The organism is Asticcacaulis aquaticus (assembly GCF_028550415.1).
Lineage (GTDB): Bacteria > Pseudomonadota > Alphaproteobacteria > Caulobacterales > Caulobacteraceae > Asticcacaulis > Asticcacaulis aquaticus.
Genome location: NZ_JAQQKX010000003.1, coordinates 151,719 through 169,909 on the forward strand (window position 1 = coordinate 151,719; position 18,191 = coordinate 169,909).

Annotated in this window: 11 protein-coding genes; 7 read left to right on the forward strand and 4 right to left on the reverse strand. The window is 60.6% G+C overall.

The features are described 5' to 3' along the window. Positions 1-3 precede the first annotated feature (3 nt). From PQU92_RS05525 to PQU92_RS05550, 6 genes are all read left to right on the forward strand, one after another. Positions 4-1,302: an ABC transporter substrate-binding protein gene (locus tag PQU92_RS05525; RefSeq protein ID WP_272747208.1), complete on the forward strand. Its 1,299-nt coding sequence runs from the start codon at positions 4-6 to the stop codon at positions 1,300-1,302. Further along, positions 1,303-2,835 (forward strand): glycoside hydrolase family 28 protein, encoded by a 1,533-nt coding sequence (locus PQU92_RS05530; protein WP_272747209.1) that lies wholly within the window; start codon positions 1,303-1,305, stop codon positions 2,833-2,835. It abuts the gene before it with no gap. After that, positions 2,829-4,007 (forward strand): glycoside hydrolase family 88/105 protein, encoded by a 1,179-nt coding sequence (locus PQU92_RS05535; protein WP_272747210.1) that lies wholly within the window; start codon positions 2,829-2,831, stop codon positions 4,005-4,007. Before PQU92_RS05530 ends, PQU92_RS05535 begins: the two co-directional genes overlap by 7 nt. After that, the gene (locus tag PQU92_RS05540; RefSeq protein ID WP_272747211.1) at positions 4,004-4,846 is read left to right on the forward strand and encodes a 2-keto-4-pentenoate hydratase; all 843 of its coding nucleotides are present in this window, start codon (positions 4,004-4,006) and stop codon (positions 4,844-4,846) included. Before PQU92_RS05535 ends, PQU92_RS05540 begins: the two co-directional genes overlap by 4 nt. A 355-nt stretch (positions 4,847-5,201) precedes the next feature. Further along, positions 5,202-8,126 (forward strand): TonB-dependent receptor, encoded by a 2,925-nt coding sequence (locus PQU92_RS05545; RefSeq protein WP_272747212.1) that lies wholly within the window; start codon positions 5,202-5,204, stop codon positions 8,124-8,126. A 153-nt stretch (positions 8,127-8,279) separates the two neighbouring features. Beyond that, positions 8,280-9,308 (forward strand): sugar kinase, encoded by a 1,029-nt coding sequence (locus tag PQU92_RS05550; RefSeq protein ID WP_272747213.1) that lies wholly within the window; start codon positions 8,280-8,282, stop codon positions 9,306-9,308. On the opposite strand, the gene PQU92_RS05555 is transcribed toward PQU92_RS05550, so the two are convergent. The 3 genes from PQU92_RS05555 to PQU92_RS05565 form a co-directional block, all read right to left on the reverse strand. Next, on the reverse strand, positions 9,309-11,024 hold the full coding sequence (locus tag PQU92_RS05555) for an ATP-binding protein (protein WP_272747214.1): 1,716 nt from the start codon (positions 11,022-11,024) through the stop codon (positions 9,309-9,311). Between the two features lie 30 nt (positions 11,025-11,054). Further along, the gene (locus PQU92_RS05560; RefSeq protein ID WP_272747215.1) at positions 11,055-13,001 is read right to left on the reverse strand and encodes a M1 family metallopeptidase; all 1,947 of its coding nucleotides are present in this window, start codon (positions 12,999-13,001) and stop codon (positions 11,055-11,057) included. Positions 13,002-13,168: 167 nt separating this feature from the next. Next, on the reverse strand, positions 13,169-14,923 hold the full coding sequence (locus tag PQU92_RS05565) for a DEAD/DEAH box helicase (RefSeq protein WP_272747216.1): 1,755 nt from the start codon (positions 14,921-14,923) through the stop codon (positions 13,169-13,171). Between the two features lie 557 nt (positions 14,924-15,480). Here PQU92_RS05565 and PQU92_RS05570 point away from each other — a divergent pair. Further along, positions 15,481-15,978: a PilZ domain-containing protein gene (locus PQU92_RS05570; RefSeq protein ID WP_272747217.1), complete on the forward strand. Its 498-nt coding sequence runs from the start codon at positions 15,481-15,483 to the stop codon at positions 15,976-15,978. Between the two features lie 208 nt (positions 15,979-16,186). Here PQU92_RS05570 and serA read toward each other — a convergent pair whose 3' ends face one another. Continuing rightward, a complete protein-coding gene (gene serA / locus PQU92_RS18965) occupies positions 16,187-18,106 on the reverse strand; it encodes a phosphoglycerate dehydrogenase (protein WP_438263806.1) in 1,920 nt (639 codons plus the stop codon). Positions 18,107-18,191 lie beyond the last annotated feature (85 nt).

An 18,191-nucleotide genomic window follows, 5' to 3' on the forward strand; every position in this document is an offset into this window, starting at 1 on the left:
GCGATGGACGCGTACAGATTACATCGCCGGACCATGCTGCTGGGGGCGGCTGCCGCCTTGACGGCGTGCGGTCGGACGCCTTCGCGACCCGCTGGGACCAAGGAATTGCGTATGAGCTGGTGGGGCGGCTCGTCCGCTCACAAGGCGACACTTGAGGCACTAAGTCGCTTCGAAAAGCGCCACGGTATCCGCGTGCGCGCCGAATATACCGGGTTCGCCGGGCATCTGGAGCGCCTGACGACGCAGATTTCCGGGCGAACCGCGCCCGACGTCATGCAGATCAACTGGTTCTGGCAGACCCTGTTTTCACCGGAAGGCACGGGCTTCCTCGACCTCAACCAACACCGCGATAAAATCGATCTCAGCCAATTCGACGCGCGTAGCCTGAACATGGGGACGACGAAGGGGCATCTGAACGCCATTCCGGTGTCGAATGCCGCGCGACTGGTCTATCTCAATAAAACGACCTACGACAAGGCGGGCCTGTCGCTGCCGTCGTCGTGGGACGAGCTGTTTGCGCGTGGTCCGCAATTCAAAGAAAAACTCGGCGACGGCTACTATCCCATCGACGGCCTGTTCCTTGAGTTTATTGGCCTCGCGCGGACCTATGTGGTGCAGGGGACCGGCAAGCCGCTGATCAGTGCCGAGACCAAATCGCTCAACTGTTCGCGGCAGGACATGCATGACTTCGCCGGGCTCTATGCCCGGATGACGCGCGACCACGTGTGGCCAAGCGCTCAGGTCCGCGCCTCCTACGGCAACGTCGCCCAGCAGGAGATGCGCCCGTGGATCAACGGGCAATTCGCCGGGACCTTCATGTGGAACTCGACCATCGAGAAGTACAGCGACACCCTGGCCGGGAACCAGAAAATCGCGCTGGCGCCCTATCCGTTGCGCGAAGGCGCGAAAGACTCCGGCATGATGTTCCGCCCGTCGATGATGTTCGCCGCCAATGCCACGACGGCCCATCCGGACGAAGCGGTGATGCTGATCGACTTCCTGCTCAACGATCCCGACGGGGTGCGGGCGATGGAGCTGAAACGCGGCGTGCCGGTGTCGAAAACCGCCCGGAAACTGCTCAGCGACGAAGGCCTGATCAGTCCGCTGCAACAGGCCAGTGAGGCGCAACTGGCATCGGCGCAGATCAACGTGCTGGAAAGCCCCTATTTCGAGCATCCCCGCGTCCGCGACGGTTTTCAGGACATTCTCGAAGCGCTGGGCTATGGCCGGATTTCGGAACAGCAGGCGGGCGACCGCCTGTTCGACGACATCAATGCCATACTTCACCGCGTCGTGAGATAAATGGGTGACCTGAAACTCATCGCCGACCTGCCGACCGCGCTGACCTTCGAGGTGGATGACGGCAGCATCTACCGCGCCGATGCGCCGCGTCAGGTCGTGGTCGATGGTGTCGTGCGCTTAGAGACAGACCTGAATGTCTTTACCCTGCGCGATCTGAAGCCCGATACGGTTTATCGTGTCTCGGTGGGCAATTTGAGCGTCGCCGCGCGCACCACGGCGTTGAAGGCGGTGATCGATCCGCGTGCGTTCGGGGCCAGGGGCGACGGCGTCACCGACGATAGCCGCGCCTTGCAGGCCGCCATCTCGGCCTGCCCACGCGACGGGCTGGTTCGGCTGTCGGACGGCGATTACCTGACCGCGCCATTGTTCTTCAAAAGCGATATGGCGCTGGAAATCACCAAAGGCGCGCGACTGCTGGGGCATCGTGATGTCACACAGTGGCCCATTTTGCCGGGGGTATTGTACGACGGCGAAGGGCGCGAAAAGGCGTATCTCGGTTCGTGGGAGGGCGAGGCGGACGATTGCCATGCAGGGCTGCTTAATCTCTTGTCGGTCAGCAATGTCCAGATCTATGGCGAGGGCGAAATCGACGGTCAGGCCGGGTTCGATACCTGGTGGTCGAAACCTAAGGAAAAGTTTATCGGCTGGCGACCACGGCTGATCTATGCGGTGGATTGCGAACATGTGCTGATCGAGGGCGTGACCTTGATCAACAGCCCGTCGTGGACCTTGCATCCGCTGGCCTCGCGCTGGCTGACCTTCGCCAATCTCAAGATCAAAGCGCCCGCTAACAGCCCCAATACGGACGGTTTGAATCCGGAAAGCTGTACCGACGTGACCATCTGCGGCGTACATTTCACGGTTGGCGATGACTGCATCGCGCTCAAATCCGGCAAGCTGTCGATGGCGCGTCGCGTCGTGCGCCCGACGCGGCGGGTGCGGATATCGAATTGCTGGATGCAAGATGGTCATGGGGCCGTCGTCATCGGCTCGGAGATGGCCTGTGGGGTATATGATGTGTGGGTACAGAACTGTCTGTTTACCGGCACGGATCGGGGCATTCGCCTGAAAACCCGGCGCGGTCGCGGCAAGGACGCCATCGGGCGCAACCTCAACTTCGACAATATTCGTATGCAGGATGTCGGCACGGCCTTCGTGATCAACAGCTTCTACTGGTGCGATCCGGACGGCAAGACCGACTATGTGGCCGACCGTAACGCCCGCGCCGTGGACGAGGGCACGCCGAGCCTCGGCGGACTGTCGTTGCGCAATATCACCGCTGAGGGTGTACGCCACGCTGCGGTTTATGCGCTGGGGCTGCCGGAACAGCCCATTGACGGCCTGTCCATCGAAAATTTCCGCGTCCGTTATAATCCCGACGCTCAACCGGGCGAACCCGATATGGCGGCAACTATCGCGCCCATCGCGCGTCTGGGCGTATATATTTCCGCCGCCGAACATGCCCGCCTGACCGGAATCGATATCGAAGGTCAGGACGGCGAACCGATCATTCTGGAAAACGTCACATGCTAGATGTCAGCCATTCTATCCCCGTCGATGTCGCCGCGGCGACGGTCCAGCGCCCGTTCGATTTGTCGGTGGAAACGACACGTCGCCTGGGTCAGTTTGGCCTGCAGGTGCCGGACTTCCTCACCGGCTATTTCCGGAGCTGGACGCCTTATCGCCCTTACTGGAATTACGAGGACGGCGTCATCTGGAAAGGCGCGCTCGACCTCTATCTGGTCACTCGCGACCCGGCATTGCTCGATTACGTGCTGCAGGAAATGGAGAGCCGTATCCTGCCCGACGGTTCGATGCCGACCTTCCTGCCCAGGGAATACAATATCGACCACGTCAATGGCGGCAAGATACTCTTCCCGCTTTACGCCATCACTGGCGACGAACGGTTCCGCAAGGCAATGGATGTGCAGTTCGCGCAGCTGAAAGACCATCCGCGCACGAAATCCGGCAATTACTGGCACAAGCAGATCTATCCGCATCAGGTCTGGCTCGACGGCCTGTTCATGGCGCAACCGTTTCAGGCGTCCTATGCCCGGATCACCGGCAACGAAGTGCTGTTTGCCGATACGGTGGCGCAGTTCAGCAGCGTCGATCGTCTATTGAAAAAGGACAATGGTCTCTATTTCCACGGCTGGGACGAGAGCCGCGCCGAGCGCTGGGCCGATAAACAGACCGGTCTGTCTCAGAATGTGTGGGGCCGGTCGATGGGCTGGTGGATCGGGGCTCTGGTCGATGTCTATGAGGCGTCGGAAGGTTTCAGTGAGCACCTGCGCGACGAAATCGCCCGCATCACGCGCGATACCCTGACCGCGCTGCTGACATTTCGCTCGGAAAACGGCCTGTGGTATCAGGTCGTCGATCAGGGCGACCGCGAGGGCAATTACGAAGAGGCCTCGGCCTCGGCCATGGTGGCCTACGGTCTGATCAAGGCCGCGCGCATGGGCATTATGGGCAAGGATGTTAGCGATACCGGAATCGCATCGCTGCATGCGGTTTGTGATCGCTTTGTCACGCCGGGTGCGCTAAATGGCATTTGCGGAGTCGCCGGCTTGGGCAATGTGCCTTACCGCGACGGCTCCTACGAATATTATCTGTCGGAAAAAATTACGCCGAACGACCCCAAGGGTGTGGGCGCGCTGATGTGGGCGCTCTCCGAGGGGGTTCGGGTGAGGGAGCCCCAATGAGCACTCAGGATATCGCCAATCGTTTCGTTTCCGCCCGCCGCGCCGCGACGGCGCTTAAGGACTATCCGGGGACGATCCCGTCAGCCCTGACCGAGTCCTATGCCATTCAGGAAGCCGCCATCGGCCTGTGGAACCGTCCGGTCGTCGGCTGGAAGATCGGTCGTCTGGCGCCGGAACGTCAGGCCGAACACGGCACCGAGCGTCTGGCCGGGCCGGTGTTCGACACCCTGTTCAAGCCGGCTGCCGGTCAGGTCGAAATCCCCGTCTTCACCGACGGTTTTGCGGCTGTCGAGGCCGAGTTCGTCTTCCGCATCGGTAAGGACGCCGAGCCGGGCAAGACCGACTATAGCGAAGTCGAGGCGCTGGGCCTGATCGATGCCCTGTTTGCCGGTGTCGAAATGGCGGGTTCGCCCCTGCCGACGATCAACAAGCTGGGGCCGACGGTCGTGGCTTCGGATTTCGGCAATAATTTCGGTTTGATTCTGGGTCTGCAACTGGCGGCCTATGATGAGACCAGCACGGTCGCCGACCTCAGCGATTCCACCGTCAAGGGCTATAAGGCAACGACCGAGATCGATGGCGTTGTCGTCGGTGAAGGGGGCCTGTTCACCATGCCGGGCGGTCCGCTGAAGGCTATTGCCTGGCTGGCCGGGCATCTGGCGGCGCGGGGCCGCCCGCTCAAAGCCGGTCAATTGATCTCTTCGGGCGCCACGACCGGCATCCACGACATCGTCGCCGGTCAGGTCTCGAAAGTGACCTATTCCGGTCCGCATCACGACGAATACAGCATCGACCTTAAGACGGTCGAACTGACCCCGGACAAGTCCGAACTGGTATAGGCCTGACGAGATTACGGTGATCCACGCCGTCCCTGATTTTCAGGGGCGGCGTTTTTGTTTCAGAATTTATTAAGCCTGTTACGCGAACATTCTGACATCAGCGTCGAAAAAGACATTTTTCAGGTCGAAAATATGGCAGATATGTCACCCTTTATATCTTGTTGTGACGTATCTCTTGTTTTTCGCGTGGAGATATGTCTTTCTTGCCGGGATTGACACCGGTTACCTCAAATCTTTTTGACACCGGTGTCAGCAACGTCAATATCATAATGCCCGATAACGGGTGTCACAGTGCCGGAGAGCTTACCGCATAAAAAACAGCGGAAGCCTCCCGGTGTAACGGGGAGTTAAATTTATGAAGTCCAAGTCAATTCACGCTCGAACTGCGTCCAGAATCGCGCCTTACGGGGTATCGTTACTGGCCTTGATGGCGGCGGGGACGGCGTTTGCGCAAGAGAGCGCTCCGGCCGCACAGGAAGAAACGGTCGTTGTCGTCACCGGTTTCCGTAATTCGCTGCAAACGGCAATCAGCGAAAAGAAAAAATCGGTCGATATGGTCGATGTCATCAAGGCCGAGGATATCGGGCAGTTTCCCGACCTCAACCTTGCTGAATCGCTGCAACGGATTCCCGGTATTTCCATCGATCGTGACGGCGGCGAAGGCAAGCAGATTACGGTGCGCGGCCTGAACTCCGAATTTTCGCGCACCCGCCTGAATGGGCTTGAGGCGCTGGCGACGACGGGATCCAAGGATGCGTCGGGTGGCACCAATCGCGGTCGCGGCTTCGACTTCAACGTCTTCGCGGCGGACCTGTTCAACTCGATCACGGTGCGTAAGTCGCTATCGGCCGAGGTGGAAGAGGGCTCGTTAGGGGCCACGGTCGACCTGCAAACGGCGCGCCCCTTCGACTACAAAGGCTTCACCATGGCCTCGTCGTTCCAGCTTGGCTATAACGACCACTCGAAGGACACGGCGCCGCGCGGGACTTTCATGATCTCGAACCGTTGGGCGGATGGCCGTTTGGGCGCGCTCCTTTCGGTGGCCTATGGCGAGCGCACGGTGGTCGAGGATTCGGTCAATACGACGCGCTGGGAAAACGCCTATTCGGCGTCGAATGTGGGGCGTTTCGAGCGCTATTCGACCGACGGCGGTACGACCTGGAACACCATAGCGGCCTGTACCAACGCCAACGCCGCCTGCAACACGACCGAAACCCATACGACCAACCCGGCGCTGACCGGCGAAGCGCAGAAAATCAGCCGCGCCCTGCATCCGCGTATCCCGCGCTACAACCACTTCGAAACCGACCAGAAGCGCCTCGGCATCACCGGTGCGTTCCAGATGCGCCCGTTCGACGGCACTCTGGTGACCATCGACGCTATGCACGCCGAATTCCAGGCCAACCGCGACGAGTGGGAAATCGAAGCCATTTCGTTCAGCCGCAACGGTCAGGGCCTGCCCAAAACCGATGTGTACAACTATCAGATCGACGATCAGGGAACGCTGGTCAAAGGCAGCTTCAACGACGTCGATATCCGCTCGGAACATCGTTTCGATGAACTGAAGACCACCTTCGACCAGTTGAACGTCACCTGGGATCAGAAGTGGGGCGACCGTCTGTCGTCCAAGCTTTTGATTGGTTCCTCGGAATCGTTCCAGAACAATCCGGAACAGACGACCTTCACCTTCGAATCCTACAATGTGCAGGGCTATAGCTACGACTTCACGGATAGCCGTCACCCGACCTTCAACTACGGCAAGTCGTCAACGAACTGCACACCGGATCAAGCTTGTTACTGGACCTATTCGTCATCGACGGCTCTGGGTGACGCCTCGCTGATTCGTATTCGTCCGCAGACGGTCAAAAACACGTTCGGCACCACGCGTCTGGACCTCAAATTCGACCTGACCGACAGCCTGACCCTGAGGGGCGGTATTTCGGATAAAACCTACAAGTTCGTCTCGACGGAATACGGGCGCATTACCAACCTGACGACGCCGCAAACCCGCGACGAAAACGCGTCGGGTGTCATCCAGACAACGATCAACGCCGATATCGCCAAATATTCGCAAACGGTTACCGTCGCCGGCAACACCTTTCTGGTGCCGAATCTCGACCTGATCCGGTCGAATTTCGACTATAATTGCAACTGCGCCAACGCTTACGGCACCTTCTATCTCAACAATACCAATTCGTCGTCGCGTACCAATAACCGTCAGGCGCAGGAGGACGATTCGGCCTGGTATCTGCAACTCGATTTCTCGACGCAGCTGGGGAATATGCCTATCCGCGGCAATATCGGTACGCGTGAGGTCGAAACGAGCCTGACGGCGACGGGCTATGTCGGGTCCGGCAATAACGCTATCCTGACAACCGTGCGCCGCAGCTACAAGGACTCGCTGCCCTCGATCAACCTGTCGGTCGAGCCGATGGAGAACCTCTATATCCGCTTCGCCGCAGCCAAGACCATGGCGCGTCCGACCCTGCTCAGCCTGACCCCCGGCGGCGGCTCGATCAGCACCACGGCCCTGACCATCACCACGGGTAACCCGGACCTCGATCCGGTGCGCGCCAATACGATGGATTTCTCGGTCGAATGGTATCCGGACAAGGACACCCTGATCACCTTCGCGGCATTTAAAAAGGACCTGAAGAGCTATATCCAGACGGTTCAGAGCAGCAAGACCCTCAGCGAGCTGGGCTATACCCCGGCGGATCTGGGCGTTACCGGCGATCCGGCCTTCACGGTCACAACCCCGATCAACACGGCGGGCGGCGAGCTCAAGGGCTGGGAAATCAGCCTGCAAAAGCCCTTCCACTTCCTTCCGGGTTTCCTGTCGAAGACCGGCGGTATCCTGAACTACACCCACGTCGAGTCGCAGATCAACTACTACACCTCGCCGACCGCGACGACGACGACGCGTGCCAACCTGCTGGGCCTGTCGCCCGAAGCCTGGAACGCAACGGCCTATTACGAAGGGGAAGCGCTGTCGGGCCGTGTCGCTTTCTCGTATCGCGATGGCTATTTGTCGGTCCTGAATCCCGGTTCGTCGGCGGACTTCTGGGGTAAGAACGAGACCTTCAATATCGACGCTCAGGTCACCTGGAAAATCAACAAGAAGATGACGTTCGTCTTCGAAGGGATCAACCTGACCGACGAGGCCGACGACCGCTACATCGCCTACAATACGGCGCAGGGGAATACGGCTCAGGACCTGCTCTACGATTACGGCACGTCGGGCCGTCAATACTATCTGGGTCTGCGTTACAAGTACTGATCCATACCTTTGCGCCAAACTGACTGGAGGCGTCGCAGCAGCGGCGCCTCTTTTTGTAATCATATCTGCGTTCAAAGGGTTCCCCTTTTGGGGATAAGGCTTTAAAGCCTGACACAAATATATCCAACGGAAGCCGCTCCCAAAGGAACTTTCATGTCCTCGACGCCCCAAGCCTTTACCTGTTTCGGCGAATTGCTGATCCGCCTGTCCACCTCGGGCCGCGATCCGCTCTATAGCCTGCCGGAACTGACGCCCTTCGTCGGGGGGGCGGAGGCCAATGTGGCGGTCGGTCTGGCGCGTCTGGGGCACGCGACCCGCGTCATCAGCGTCATTCCCGACAATGATCTGGGGCACGCCGCCGCCGGGCAGTTGCGCTTCTGGGGCGTCGACGCCAGCCGCGTGACCACCGCGCCGGGCCGGATGGGCCTCTATTTCCTGACCACCGGCGGCATTCACCGTCCGTCGGACATCCTCTATGACCGTGCCGGTTCGGCCTTTGCCGAGGCCGATTTTGCGGCGTTCGACTGGGCGAAGCTTCTGGCCGGGTCGTCGTGGCTGCACGTCTCGGGCGTTACGGCGGCGCTGGGCCTCAATGCGTTCAACGGCGCGCTCAGGGCCATGCAGGTCGCCCGCACGCTCGGCATCAAGGTCTCGTTCGACTGCAACTACCGTCCGAAGCTGTGGGAAGCCTGGGGCGGCGACGCCCGCGCGCTGATCCCGCAATTGATGGCGCAGGCCGACCTGATCTTCGGCGGCTACCGCGACATCGAACTGGTCTTCCAGACGACCTTTGCCGGTGAGCCGGGCAGCGATGGCCGTAGCCGCGCCGCGGCCGATCACGCTTTCGCGGCCTTCCCCGATTTGCAACGCCTGATCTGCACGCGCCGCGAACAGGTCAATGTCGATCACAACCGTCTGGCAGGTCTGATGTATACCCGCACCGAGTCGCTGGAGACGAAGTGCTATGATATTGCGCGCATCATCGACCGGATCGGCGGCGGCGATGCCTTCGCGGCGGGGGTCTTGCACGGGATCCTCAGCGGCAAGAGCGATGCCGAAGCGCTGGATCTGGGTATCGCGGGCGGCTGCCTGAAACACGCCATGCCGGGCGATTTCGCGCTGGCGACGGTCGCCGACCTCGAAGCCTTCCTCAGTGAAGACGGCTTCGACGTAAAACGCTGATCAAGCTGTCTTGCGCGCGTCGGTTTCCGCAGCATTGACCCGCGCCATCAGCGTATCGATCAGCAAATCCGGGTCGATCGGCTTGGTCAGGAAGTCATAAACTCCGACCGCTTCCCACGCCTTTTTATGCCCGTCCAGCGCATTGGCGGTCAGGGCGATGATCGGGGTCGTCTGGTTGGGACCGGCCTCGGCGCGAATGGCGGCGGTGGCGTCGATGCCGCCCATGACCGGCATCTGCATGTCCATCAGGATCGCATCGAAGGTCTCGACCCGTGCCGCCTCTACGGCTTCGGCACCGTTGACGGCCATGACGGCGTCGAAACCCATCGGCTTGATAAACAGCGAGACGATGCGGCGATTGACCTCGTGGTCGTCGACGATCAGGACGCGACGGGCGCGCGGCGTATCGGTGGGGGACGCGGACATGGGAACTTCCTCGACAGGCGCGGTACGGACCGGCAGATAGGGCAGGCTGAGCGTAAAGGCCGAGCCGACATGGGGGATGGAGCACAGCTCGATATCGCCGCCCATCAGGCGGGCCAGCTGGCGTGAAATGGGCAGGCCGAGCCCCGTGCCGCCATAACGGCGGGTCGTGGCGGCTTCGGCCTGTTCGAAACTGGAAAAGATGCGGTCTTTCAGCGCCGGCGCGATACCTATGCCCTGATCGGCGACCTCGAAACAGAGGATGCCGTCGTGCTGAACGACGCTGAGGCGGATCGTGCCGTGCGCGGTGAACTTTACGGCGTTGGACAGCAGATTGAACAGGATCTGGCGCAGACGCAGCGGATCGGTCTGGATATGGCGCGACAGGTCCGGCGCGATATTGACCTCCAGGCGGAGCGATTTTTGCTCGATCTGGGGCCGCCATATCCGCGTCAGGCCATCGACCATGTCGGGCAGGTCGAGCGTAGCACGTTCGATGGTCATTTTGCCCGCTTCGATCTTGGAGATATCGAGCACATCATTGACCAGCCCCAGAAGCACGTCGCTGGCCTCGCCCAGCATGGTGACGTGTTCGGTCTGTTCCGACGTCAGGTCGGTACGCTTGAGCAGGTGGGCGGCGGAGACGACCGCGTTCATCGGTGTACGGATTTCGTGCGTCATGACGGCGAGGAAGTTCGACTTCGCCGCCGAAGCCTGTTCGGCCGTGCGGCGGGCTTCGGTGACCTCGATCATGGCGCGATGCGACTGGCGTACCGCGAGGGCCAGATTGGCCAGAAAGACCAGCGTCCCGATATTCAGGGTCAGGAGCATCAGGCCCTCACGGCCTTCGGTAAAGGCGCTGATAGTCGGCAGGGCCAGAAGATACAGCGCATGCGGGCCGACGGCGGCGTAGAGAAACCGCCGCTTCTGATACATTTGCAGACTGACGTGCAGCAGGGCGCCGGAAATGGCGACCACGGCAAACAGGCGTCCGACGGTGCCGCCAAGGAACCACGTATAGGCCGCCATACTGGAAAAGATGATGACGCTGACGGCGACCGAAACGATCAGGCGGATTTCCTGAGCCCGGTCGGGCGTGCGGTCGGGCTGTGCCGCCCATTCGCTGAACAGGCGTTTGTCGGCGGTTTGCGACACCGTGTAGATGATCAGCCACAGCGGCGGCCAGACGCTCCAGTGCAGCAGCAGGGCCGTGCCGCAGACGAAGGCGGCCAGCACGAGGCGCTCGGTAAAACCGCGCACACGGGAGGCGGCGATGTCGTGAAAGCCGTTCATGCGGTTGAGCCTAACCGCAAAAACTTAAAATTACTTCACGATGCCGTCCACGGTTGATCGGGTCACGTCGTGATAGAGCGGTCGCGCGGTCGCATAGACGCGTTTGGCCATATCGACCCCCCAGCCTTTCTGCGCCATCAGGTCTTCGTACAGCGGTTTGACGAACTTGCGCCGCCCCTGCGAGGTCAGGAAGGTTTCCAGCGGTTTCATCGCTGGTTCGTAATGGTGCGCGATGGCGATTTTCAGCCAGTCGAACAGGATTTCCGAATTGTGCGTCGTGGTGAAGCCAAACGTCGCGTCGAGATCCTTCAACTGCGCCTCGGTCATATCCTGCGGCAATTCTTCGAGGAAGCGCTGCCACTCCTGTGTGACCCATTCGCCGGTCTGCAAATCCTTGGCGGGTGTACCGGTCTTGAAGGCCTCGACTTGAGCATCGACGCGGGCAAAGGCGTCCGAAATCGGTGCGACGGCATTGGACGGCAGGCCCGGCTTATACAGCCATTCGTTCAGTTTCAGGCGGTCTTCGATACCGACCTCGCCCTTGAACAGGTTTTCGCGCATGTCGGCGACGAAGCCCTCGGTGGTCATGCCCTTGAAGGCGTAGCGCTGGAAATAGCCCTTGAGATAGGCGTCGAAGCGCTTGCGGCCGAAGGTCTGCTCCAGCAGGCGCAGGAAGGCAGCCCCCTTCTCATAGGGCACATCCGAGAACCCGTCGTCGGGATGCTTGCCTTTGAGATTGGTGTGCAATTGTTGCAGCATCGGGTTTTCGATGCCCTTCAATTCACCTTCGAGGCTGGTATAGCCGAGGCTTTGCAGCATCAGGGCGCGGTCCTTGCCATAGACCTCTTCCATGATGCGGTTTTCGAAATAGGTCGTGAAACCTTCGTTGAGCCAGAAATCGTCCCACGTCGCATTGGTGACGAGGTTGCCCGACCACGAATGGGCCAGTTCGTGGGCGATGAGCGAGACCAGCGACTTGTCACCGGCCAGAATGGTCGGGGTGGCAAAGGTCAGGCGCGGGTTTTCCATGCCGCCGAACGGGAAGGACGGCGGCAAAACCAGCACGTCGTAGCGGCCCCAACGGTAAGGGCCGTAGATCTTTTCGGCGGCGGTGACGAACTTTTCGAGGTCTTCCAGCTCGGCAGCGGATTTTTCGACCATGGCGCGTTCGGCATAGACGCCGGTGCGCTTGCCCGTCGAGCGGAAGTCGATATCGCCGATGGCCAGCGCGATCAGATAGGGCGGGATCGCCTCGTCCATCTCGAAGCGATAGGCTTTCAGCCCCGGTTTGCCATCGACGGCTTCGCCCTTGGGGGTGAGCATCTTGGCGCTCATCACCGCCGTCAGTTCTTTCGGGACGAGGATGGTGGCGCTATAGGTCTGACGCACGGCGGGCGAGTCCTGCGTCGGAATCCAGCTGCGCGTCAGGATCGACTGCCCTTGCGAGAACAGGAACGGGTGGACCTTGCCTTCGGTTTGCGACGGGCTGAGCCACTGCAGGGCTTCGGTCTTGTCGGTCGTCTGATAATGGACGACGACCTTTTGCGCGCCTTGAGGCAGTTCGATGGTCAGGGCGCTGCCGAGATATTTATCCGCCTTGCCGACTGTATATTTCAGTGCCGCGCCCGAAGCGTCGGTGACGCCCTGAATATCGAGCGCCTTGATGTCGAGCACGACCTGCTTGGCGGCGGGGTCGGTTTCCAGCGTCAGGGCGGCGGTGCCCTTAAGCACTTTCGCCTTGAAATCGGCGGTCAGGTTGAGATCGACGTGGCGCACACGCGCGACGTTCGGCTGGGCGTAGGAATGGACGTCGGCAGCGTTGCGAACCAGAGTCAGGACTTCGGAGTTTTCAGCGGCGGGCTCGACGGGCTTCGGCTGACAGGCCATGAGCGTCAGGCCTCCGGCCAGTGCCGCCGCAACACCCAGTGCCGCCCATAAACGGCGCCCTGGGGCGATCGATTGGCCCGAAACCTTCATAAGTCTGTCCCCATTACGCCGGCCGGAATGGGTTCCGGCGGGTAGAAATCTGATTAAACTGAATATTAGCTACATTCACAATCGTTAAAATGCAACCGGATGCGCCAGATACAACGCAAAAGGGGCCGCCGTTTCCGGCAGCCCCCTCTTGTTATTCAGCGCTGTGATTAACCGTTGCGCGAACGGCGCTTGAATTGTGCGCCTTCCGAACGATCGCCGACGGGCTCCGAATGGTGGGCACGCGGCTTGGTGTTGGTCTTCTTGCCCCCGAACTTCTTGCGGTCGCCGAACTTTCGGTCACCGGCAGGGCGTTCACCGGCGGGACGCGCCGGACGCTCTTCGAAGAAGCGCGAGTCCGAACGGACATCGTCCTTCTTCTTGAACGGGCGGTCGCCTTTCGGTTTGTCGAAGCGCGGCTTTTCCGCACGGTCGGCTGCCGGGAAGTCGCGGGCGGCCTTGGTCGGGGCGCGCTCGGCGGCCATCGGGTCGTAACGCTCGGTGCGCTCCGGACGGCCACCACGACCGCCGTTGCGATCTTGGCGCGCGCTGCGGTCACCGAAAGCGTTCTTCTTGCCGAAGGGGCGCTCACCACGATCTTCACGCGGTGTGAATTCACCACGCGTACCATCGCGTGGGGTGTCGGCGTTATTGCGACCTGGACGGTTGCGCGAACGCTTGTGCACGCGCTCGGCGTCCGGATCGCTGTGACGGGCTTCCTTGATGCGGTCGGGCGTCTTCGGCTTTTCGGTCTGACCCGAGGCGAGGATCGCTTCGTCGAGCAGCTTCAGGGCCTGATCCTTGCGGCGGTCGAAGGACGGGATGCGCTGACGGGTGATGCGCTCGATGTCCTTCAGCAGCTTGCGCTCGTCGTCCGACACCAGCGTGATGGCGAAGCCTTCGCGACCGGCGCGGGCGGTACGGCCGATGCGGTGGACATAGGCTTCCGGACCGAACGGCAGTTCGTAGTTGATGACGTGGGTGACGTTGTCGACGTCGATGCCGCGGGCGGCGATATCGGTGGCGACCAGGGCGCGAACCTTACCGGCCTTGAAGGCTTGCAGGGCGCGTTCACGCTGCGACTGGTTCTTGTCGCCGTGGATGGCGGCGGCTTCGATGCCACCGGCTTGCAGATAGGCGGTAACGCGGTCGGCGGAACGCTTGGTGCGCGTGAAAACCAGCGTACGGCTCAACTTGTCCTCAGCGTAGAGTTCGCTGAGCAAGGCGCGCTTGCGCAGGGATTCGACGAAGATGACGCTTTGCTCGACGCGCTCGGCGGTGGTGGCTTCCGGCGTGATTTCGACACGCTTGGGGTTGGTCAGCAATTCACCGGCCAGCAGGCCGATTTCCTTGGGCATGGTCGCCGAGAAGAACAGGTTCTGACGCTTGGCCGGCATGCGGCTGGCGACCTGACGGATCGGCTTGACGAAGCCGAGGTCGAGCATCTGGTCGGCTTCGTCGAGGACGAAGAATTCGACCGAACGCAGATCGACGGTCTTTTGTTCGAGGTGGTCCATCAGACGGCCCGGCGTCGCCACCAGGATGTCGAGGCCCTGCGCCAGCGCCTTATATTGCGGGCCGTACTTCACGCCGCCGAAAATGGTGGCGATTTGCAGGCCGAAGCCGCGCGAATAGGCCTTGAAGCTGTCGGCGATCTGGGTCGCCAGTTCGCGCGTCGGCGACAGGACCAGCACGCGGCAGGTCTTGGGGGCGGCGATGATGCGGTTCGACAGGACGTGGTGCAGGATCGGCAGGGCGAAGGCGGCGGTCTTGCCGGTGCCGGTCTGGGCGATGCCCAGCAGGTCCTGACCGTTCAGCAGCGACGGGATGGCTTGCGCCTGAATGGGGGTAGGGGTGTGATAACCCTCTTTGTCGAGGGTGGCCAGCAGGCTGGGGGACAGGCCTAAATCTTTAAACGTGGTCAAGAGCTTGCGCTTTCTCAAATAGGGGCGCGGACGCTAAAGCGCGCACAACACCCATTGGCCCGTTCTTATCGTAAGACGGGCGGTTTCGGGTGAGGCCAGCGCGTGTCTTAGCTCTCGGTTTTATTTTTAAAGATTATCAAGCACCGGATAGTCTGGCGCATCTGTCATCACTTAAAGTCTGGCGGAAGGGCGAAAAGCGGTGCCTATCCTCACGCGGCCAGATATGTCCCAAAAGGGGTTCGGCGTCTGTGTGCAGACGCGAAGATTGCGCATATGAGGCAAGACGGTGGAAAAGTCAAGCGGTGTAAAGAGTCTCTTCATGCTCTTGCGCCATTTGAGCCGTCCTTTTCCGCAGTCGTTTTTGCACTGCCCCTAGGATGGAATGACTTTGATTGGAATTGGCATTCCACCCTGGGTTTTCTTTGGTCGCGATATTGTAGCCGAAAACCGCTTCACACTTTTCGGCATATCGCTCTTATTTCTGAAAATTCATGCACGTTTTATCAACCTCGGGTCGCTATTCTCCTGCCAACGCACACAAACGGAAGTCTCCTGTCATGACCGCGCCCGCCGGGCGAGAGGCTTCGCCAGCCGCTCGTCCCATTAGTCCTGTGTCGAGCCCGGTAGCGGGCGTCTCGTCGCCGCGTCCCGGCGTCGAAATCATCCAGCCCTATGCGCAATTCACCAATCGTCGTTCGGAGCCACGGTTCGACTGCAACGAGACGGCCACCCTGTTCCTGTTCCCCAGTCAGGCCCAGGTCGAATGCCGTATCCTGAACCAGAGCGCGTCCGGCGCACAGGTTATCTTCGAATCCCTGCCTGAGGTTCCGGCTGAGATATGGCTCATCGATATCAGGACGCACACGGTCAAATGCGGCACGGCAGCGTGGTCGATGACCTCCAAGATGGGATTGAAATTCAGCTTCCTGCAACGTCTCGATCCGAACGCCGTGCGTCCGGCGCGGGTGCCCGAAGCCGTGTTCAAGGCGTGGCGTAAGCTGGCCGGTCTCGACCCGGAACCGCCGGTCGAGGATGATGTGTTTTTCTTGGATTAAGCCCTATTATACCTCCCCAGTTTACTGGGGAGGGGGACCGCACGACGCGTGGAGCGCTAGATGCGGTGGTGGGGGTTTTTGCTTGCTTAAGACCGTGGCCTCTGAAACAAAGAAAGATACCCCACCACCCCGCCCGCTACGCGGTCGCGGTCCCCCTCCCCAACAAGTTGGGGAGGTATAAGAAGGGGATAGTCTCTCGTCGAAGTAACTACACTAGCGAGCGGAACTTCAGTGTCCCGTTGACGGCGCGTAACTCATCGAGCGCCTCCTTCGAATAGCCGCGATCGACATCGACGATCACATAACCCAGTTGCTCGTTCGTCTTGAGGTGCTGGGCCAGGATGTTGAGATTGTACTTCGCCATGATCTGGTTGATCGAAGCCATGACGCCCGGCACGTTCTTATGGATGTGCAGGAAGCGGTGGCGGCCCTCGACCTCAGACAACTGCACGTTCGGCATATTGACGCTGAAGGTCGTGTCGCCGCGGCTGATGAAGTTCAGAAGGCGCTCGGAGGCGAACTCTCCGATGGCTTCCTGTGCTTCTTCGGTCGAGCCGCCGATGTGCGGGCTGAGGATGACATTGTCGAGCCCCATCAGCGGGCTGTCGAACGGATCGTCATTGGTGCGCGGCTCTTCCGGGAACACATCGACACCGGCGCCGTAAATTTTCTTCGACCTGATCGCCTCGGCCAGCGCCTCGATATCGACCACATGGCCGCGCGACAGGTTGATGAACAGCGCGCCGTCCTTCATCTTGGCAAACTGCGCCTTGCCGAAGATGTTCTTGTTCTCGGCGCGCCCATCGACGTGCAGCGACACCACATCGGCTTCGGCCAGAAGCGCGTCGAGCGAGCGATAGCGCTTGGCATTGCCCATGGTCAGTTTTTCGGCGACGTCGTAATAGATGACGCGCATGCCGAAGGCTTCGGCCAGCACCGAGAGCTGAGAACCGATAGCCCCATAACCGATGATGCCGATGGTTTTATTGCGGACTTCGTGCGCGCCGGTGGCCGACTTGTCCCACTTGCCGGTGTGCATCTGGATCGACTTGGAATAGATGTTCCGCGTCAGGACGACCGTCAGGCCCATGACCATTTCCACTACGGAACGCGTGTTGGAATAGGGGGCATTGAATACGGCCACGCCCTTTTCCGAGGCGGCCTTGAGGTCGATCTGATTGGTGCCGATGCAGAAAGCCCCGATGGCCATCAGCTTGTCGGCGGCGTCGAGCACCTTGCGCGTGACATTGGTCTTCGAGCGGATGCCCAATACGTGCACGCCTTGAATCGCCTCGATCAGCGCATCTTCGTCGAGCGCGCCTTTCAGGGTCGAGACGTCGTAGCCTTCTTCGCGGAAGTGCGCGATGGCGACCGGGTGGACGTTTTCCAGCATCAGCATCTTCATGCGCGAGCGCGGGAAGGAATAACGGCCTTCATAGCCTTCGTTATGCAGCACTTCATCGAACGAAGCCGCGACCTGAGTCGCCTCGTTGCCGGTGGTGGCGGCGACGACCTTTTCGCGGCTGATGTTCTCGACGAAGGCGTAGAAGCGATCCGCGCCGCCGCCCTTGAAGACCTCGAAATCGGTCCAGCCGTCGCCGATCATGACGACCTGACCGCTGACGGCCCAGCTTTGCAGGGCGATGATCTTGCCGCCGTCCTTCGACAGGGGATTGTCCTGCTCGACGCCGGTGGCGATGCCGTTGTCGTCGAAGATCAGGCGGTTAGCCAGCACGTGCTCGGCCTTGATGCCGTAATCGGCGACGACGGGCTCGATAAATTCATGGAAGCCGCCCGAGATGATGCGGATCTTGCCGGGATGCTCCTGAAACACCTTGAGGTTCCGGCCGATCGAGTCCGACACCTGCCGTTTCAGCGTCTCGGCCAGACCGGCGATGTCCTCACGCGACGGCTTCAGAATCTGGATGCGCTTTTGCAGGGCCTCGCCGAAGCCGATCTCGCCCGACATAGCCAGTTCGGTCAGTTCCTTGATCGCGTTCAGGTCCGTCAGGCGCGCCGGGTCGGACGAAAAGAGCTGTTCGGCAAGGACGTCGAGCGCCTCGACCTTGGTGAAGGTCGAGTCGAAATCGAGGACGAGCGTGGCGAGATTTGCGCTGGAGGGAGCCATGTGCATATACGCATCCCATAATTAACAGGGGGAGAAAAGTCGCGTTGGCGATTAAGCCAAAAGCCCCCGCAAGACAACCGCGTTT

Excerpts from the sequence above, each read along its gene's own strand:
- PQU92_RS05525 (WP_272747208.1), top strand. The coding sequence starts at position 4 with ATGGACGCGTACAGATTACATCGCCGGACCATGCTGCTGGGGGCGGCT.
- PQU92_RS05530 (WP_272747209.1), top strand. The coding sequence starts at position 1,303 with ATGGGTGACCTGAAACTCATCGCCGACCTGCCGACCGCGCTGACCTTC.
- PQU92_RS05535 (WP_272747210.1), top strand. The coding sequence starts at position 2,829 with ATGCTAGATGTCAGCCATTCTATCCCCGTCGATGTCGCCGCGGCGACG.
- PQU92_RS05540 (WP_272747211.1), top strand. The coding sequence starts at position 4,004 with ATGAGCACTCAGGATATCGCCAATCGTTTCGTTTCCGCCCGCCGCGCC.
- PQU92_RS05545 (WP_272747212.1), top strand. The coding sequence starts at position 5,202 with ATGAAGTCCAAGTCAATTCACGCTCGAACTGCGTCCAGAATCGCGCCT.
- PQU92_RS05550 (WP_272747213.1), top strand. The coding sequence starts at position 8,280 with ATGTCCTCGACGCCCCAAGCCTTTACCTGTTTCGGCGAATTGCTGATC.
- PQU92_RS05555 (WP_272747214.1), bottom strand. The coding sequence starts at position 11,024 with ATGAACGGCTTTCACGACATCGCCGCCTCCCGTGTGCGCGGTTTTACC.
- PQU92_RS05560 (WP_272747215.1), bottom strand. The coding sequence starts at position 13,001 with ATGAAGGTTTCGGGCCAATCGATCGCCCCAGGGCGCCGTTTATGGGCG.
- PQU92_RS05570 (WP_272747217.1), top strand. The coding sequence starts at position 15,481 with ATGACCGCGCCCGCCGGGCGAGAGGCTTCGCCAGCCGCTCGTCCCATT.
- serA (WP_438263806.1), bottom strand. The coding sequence starts at position 18,106 with ATGGCTCCCTCCAGCGCAAATCTCGCCACGCTCGTCCTCGATTTCGAC.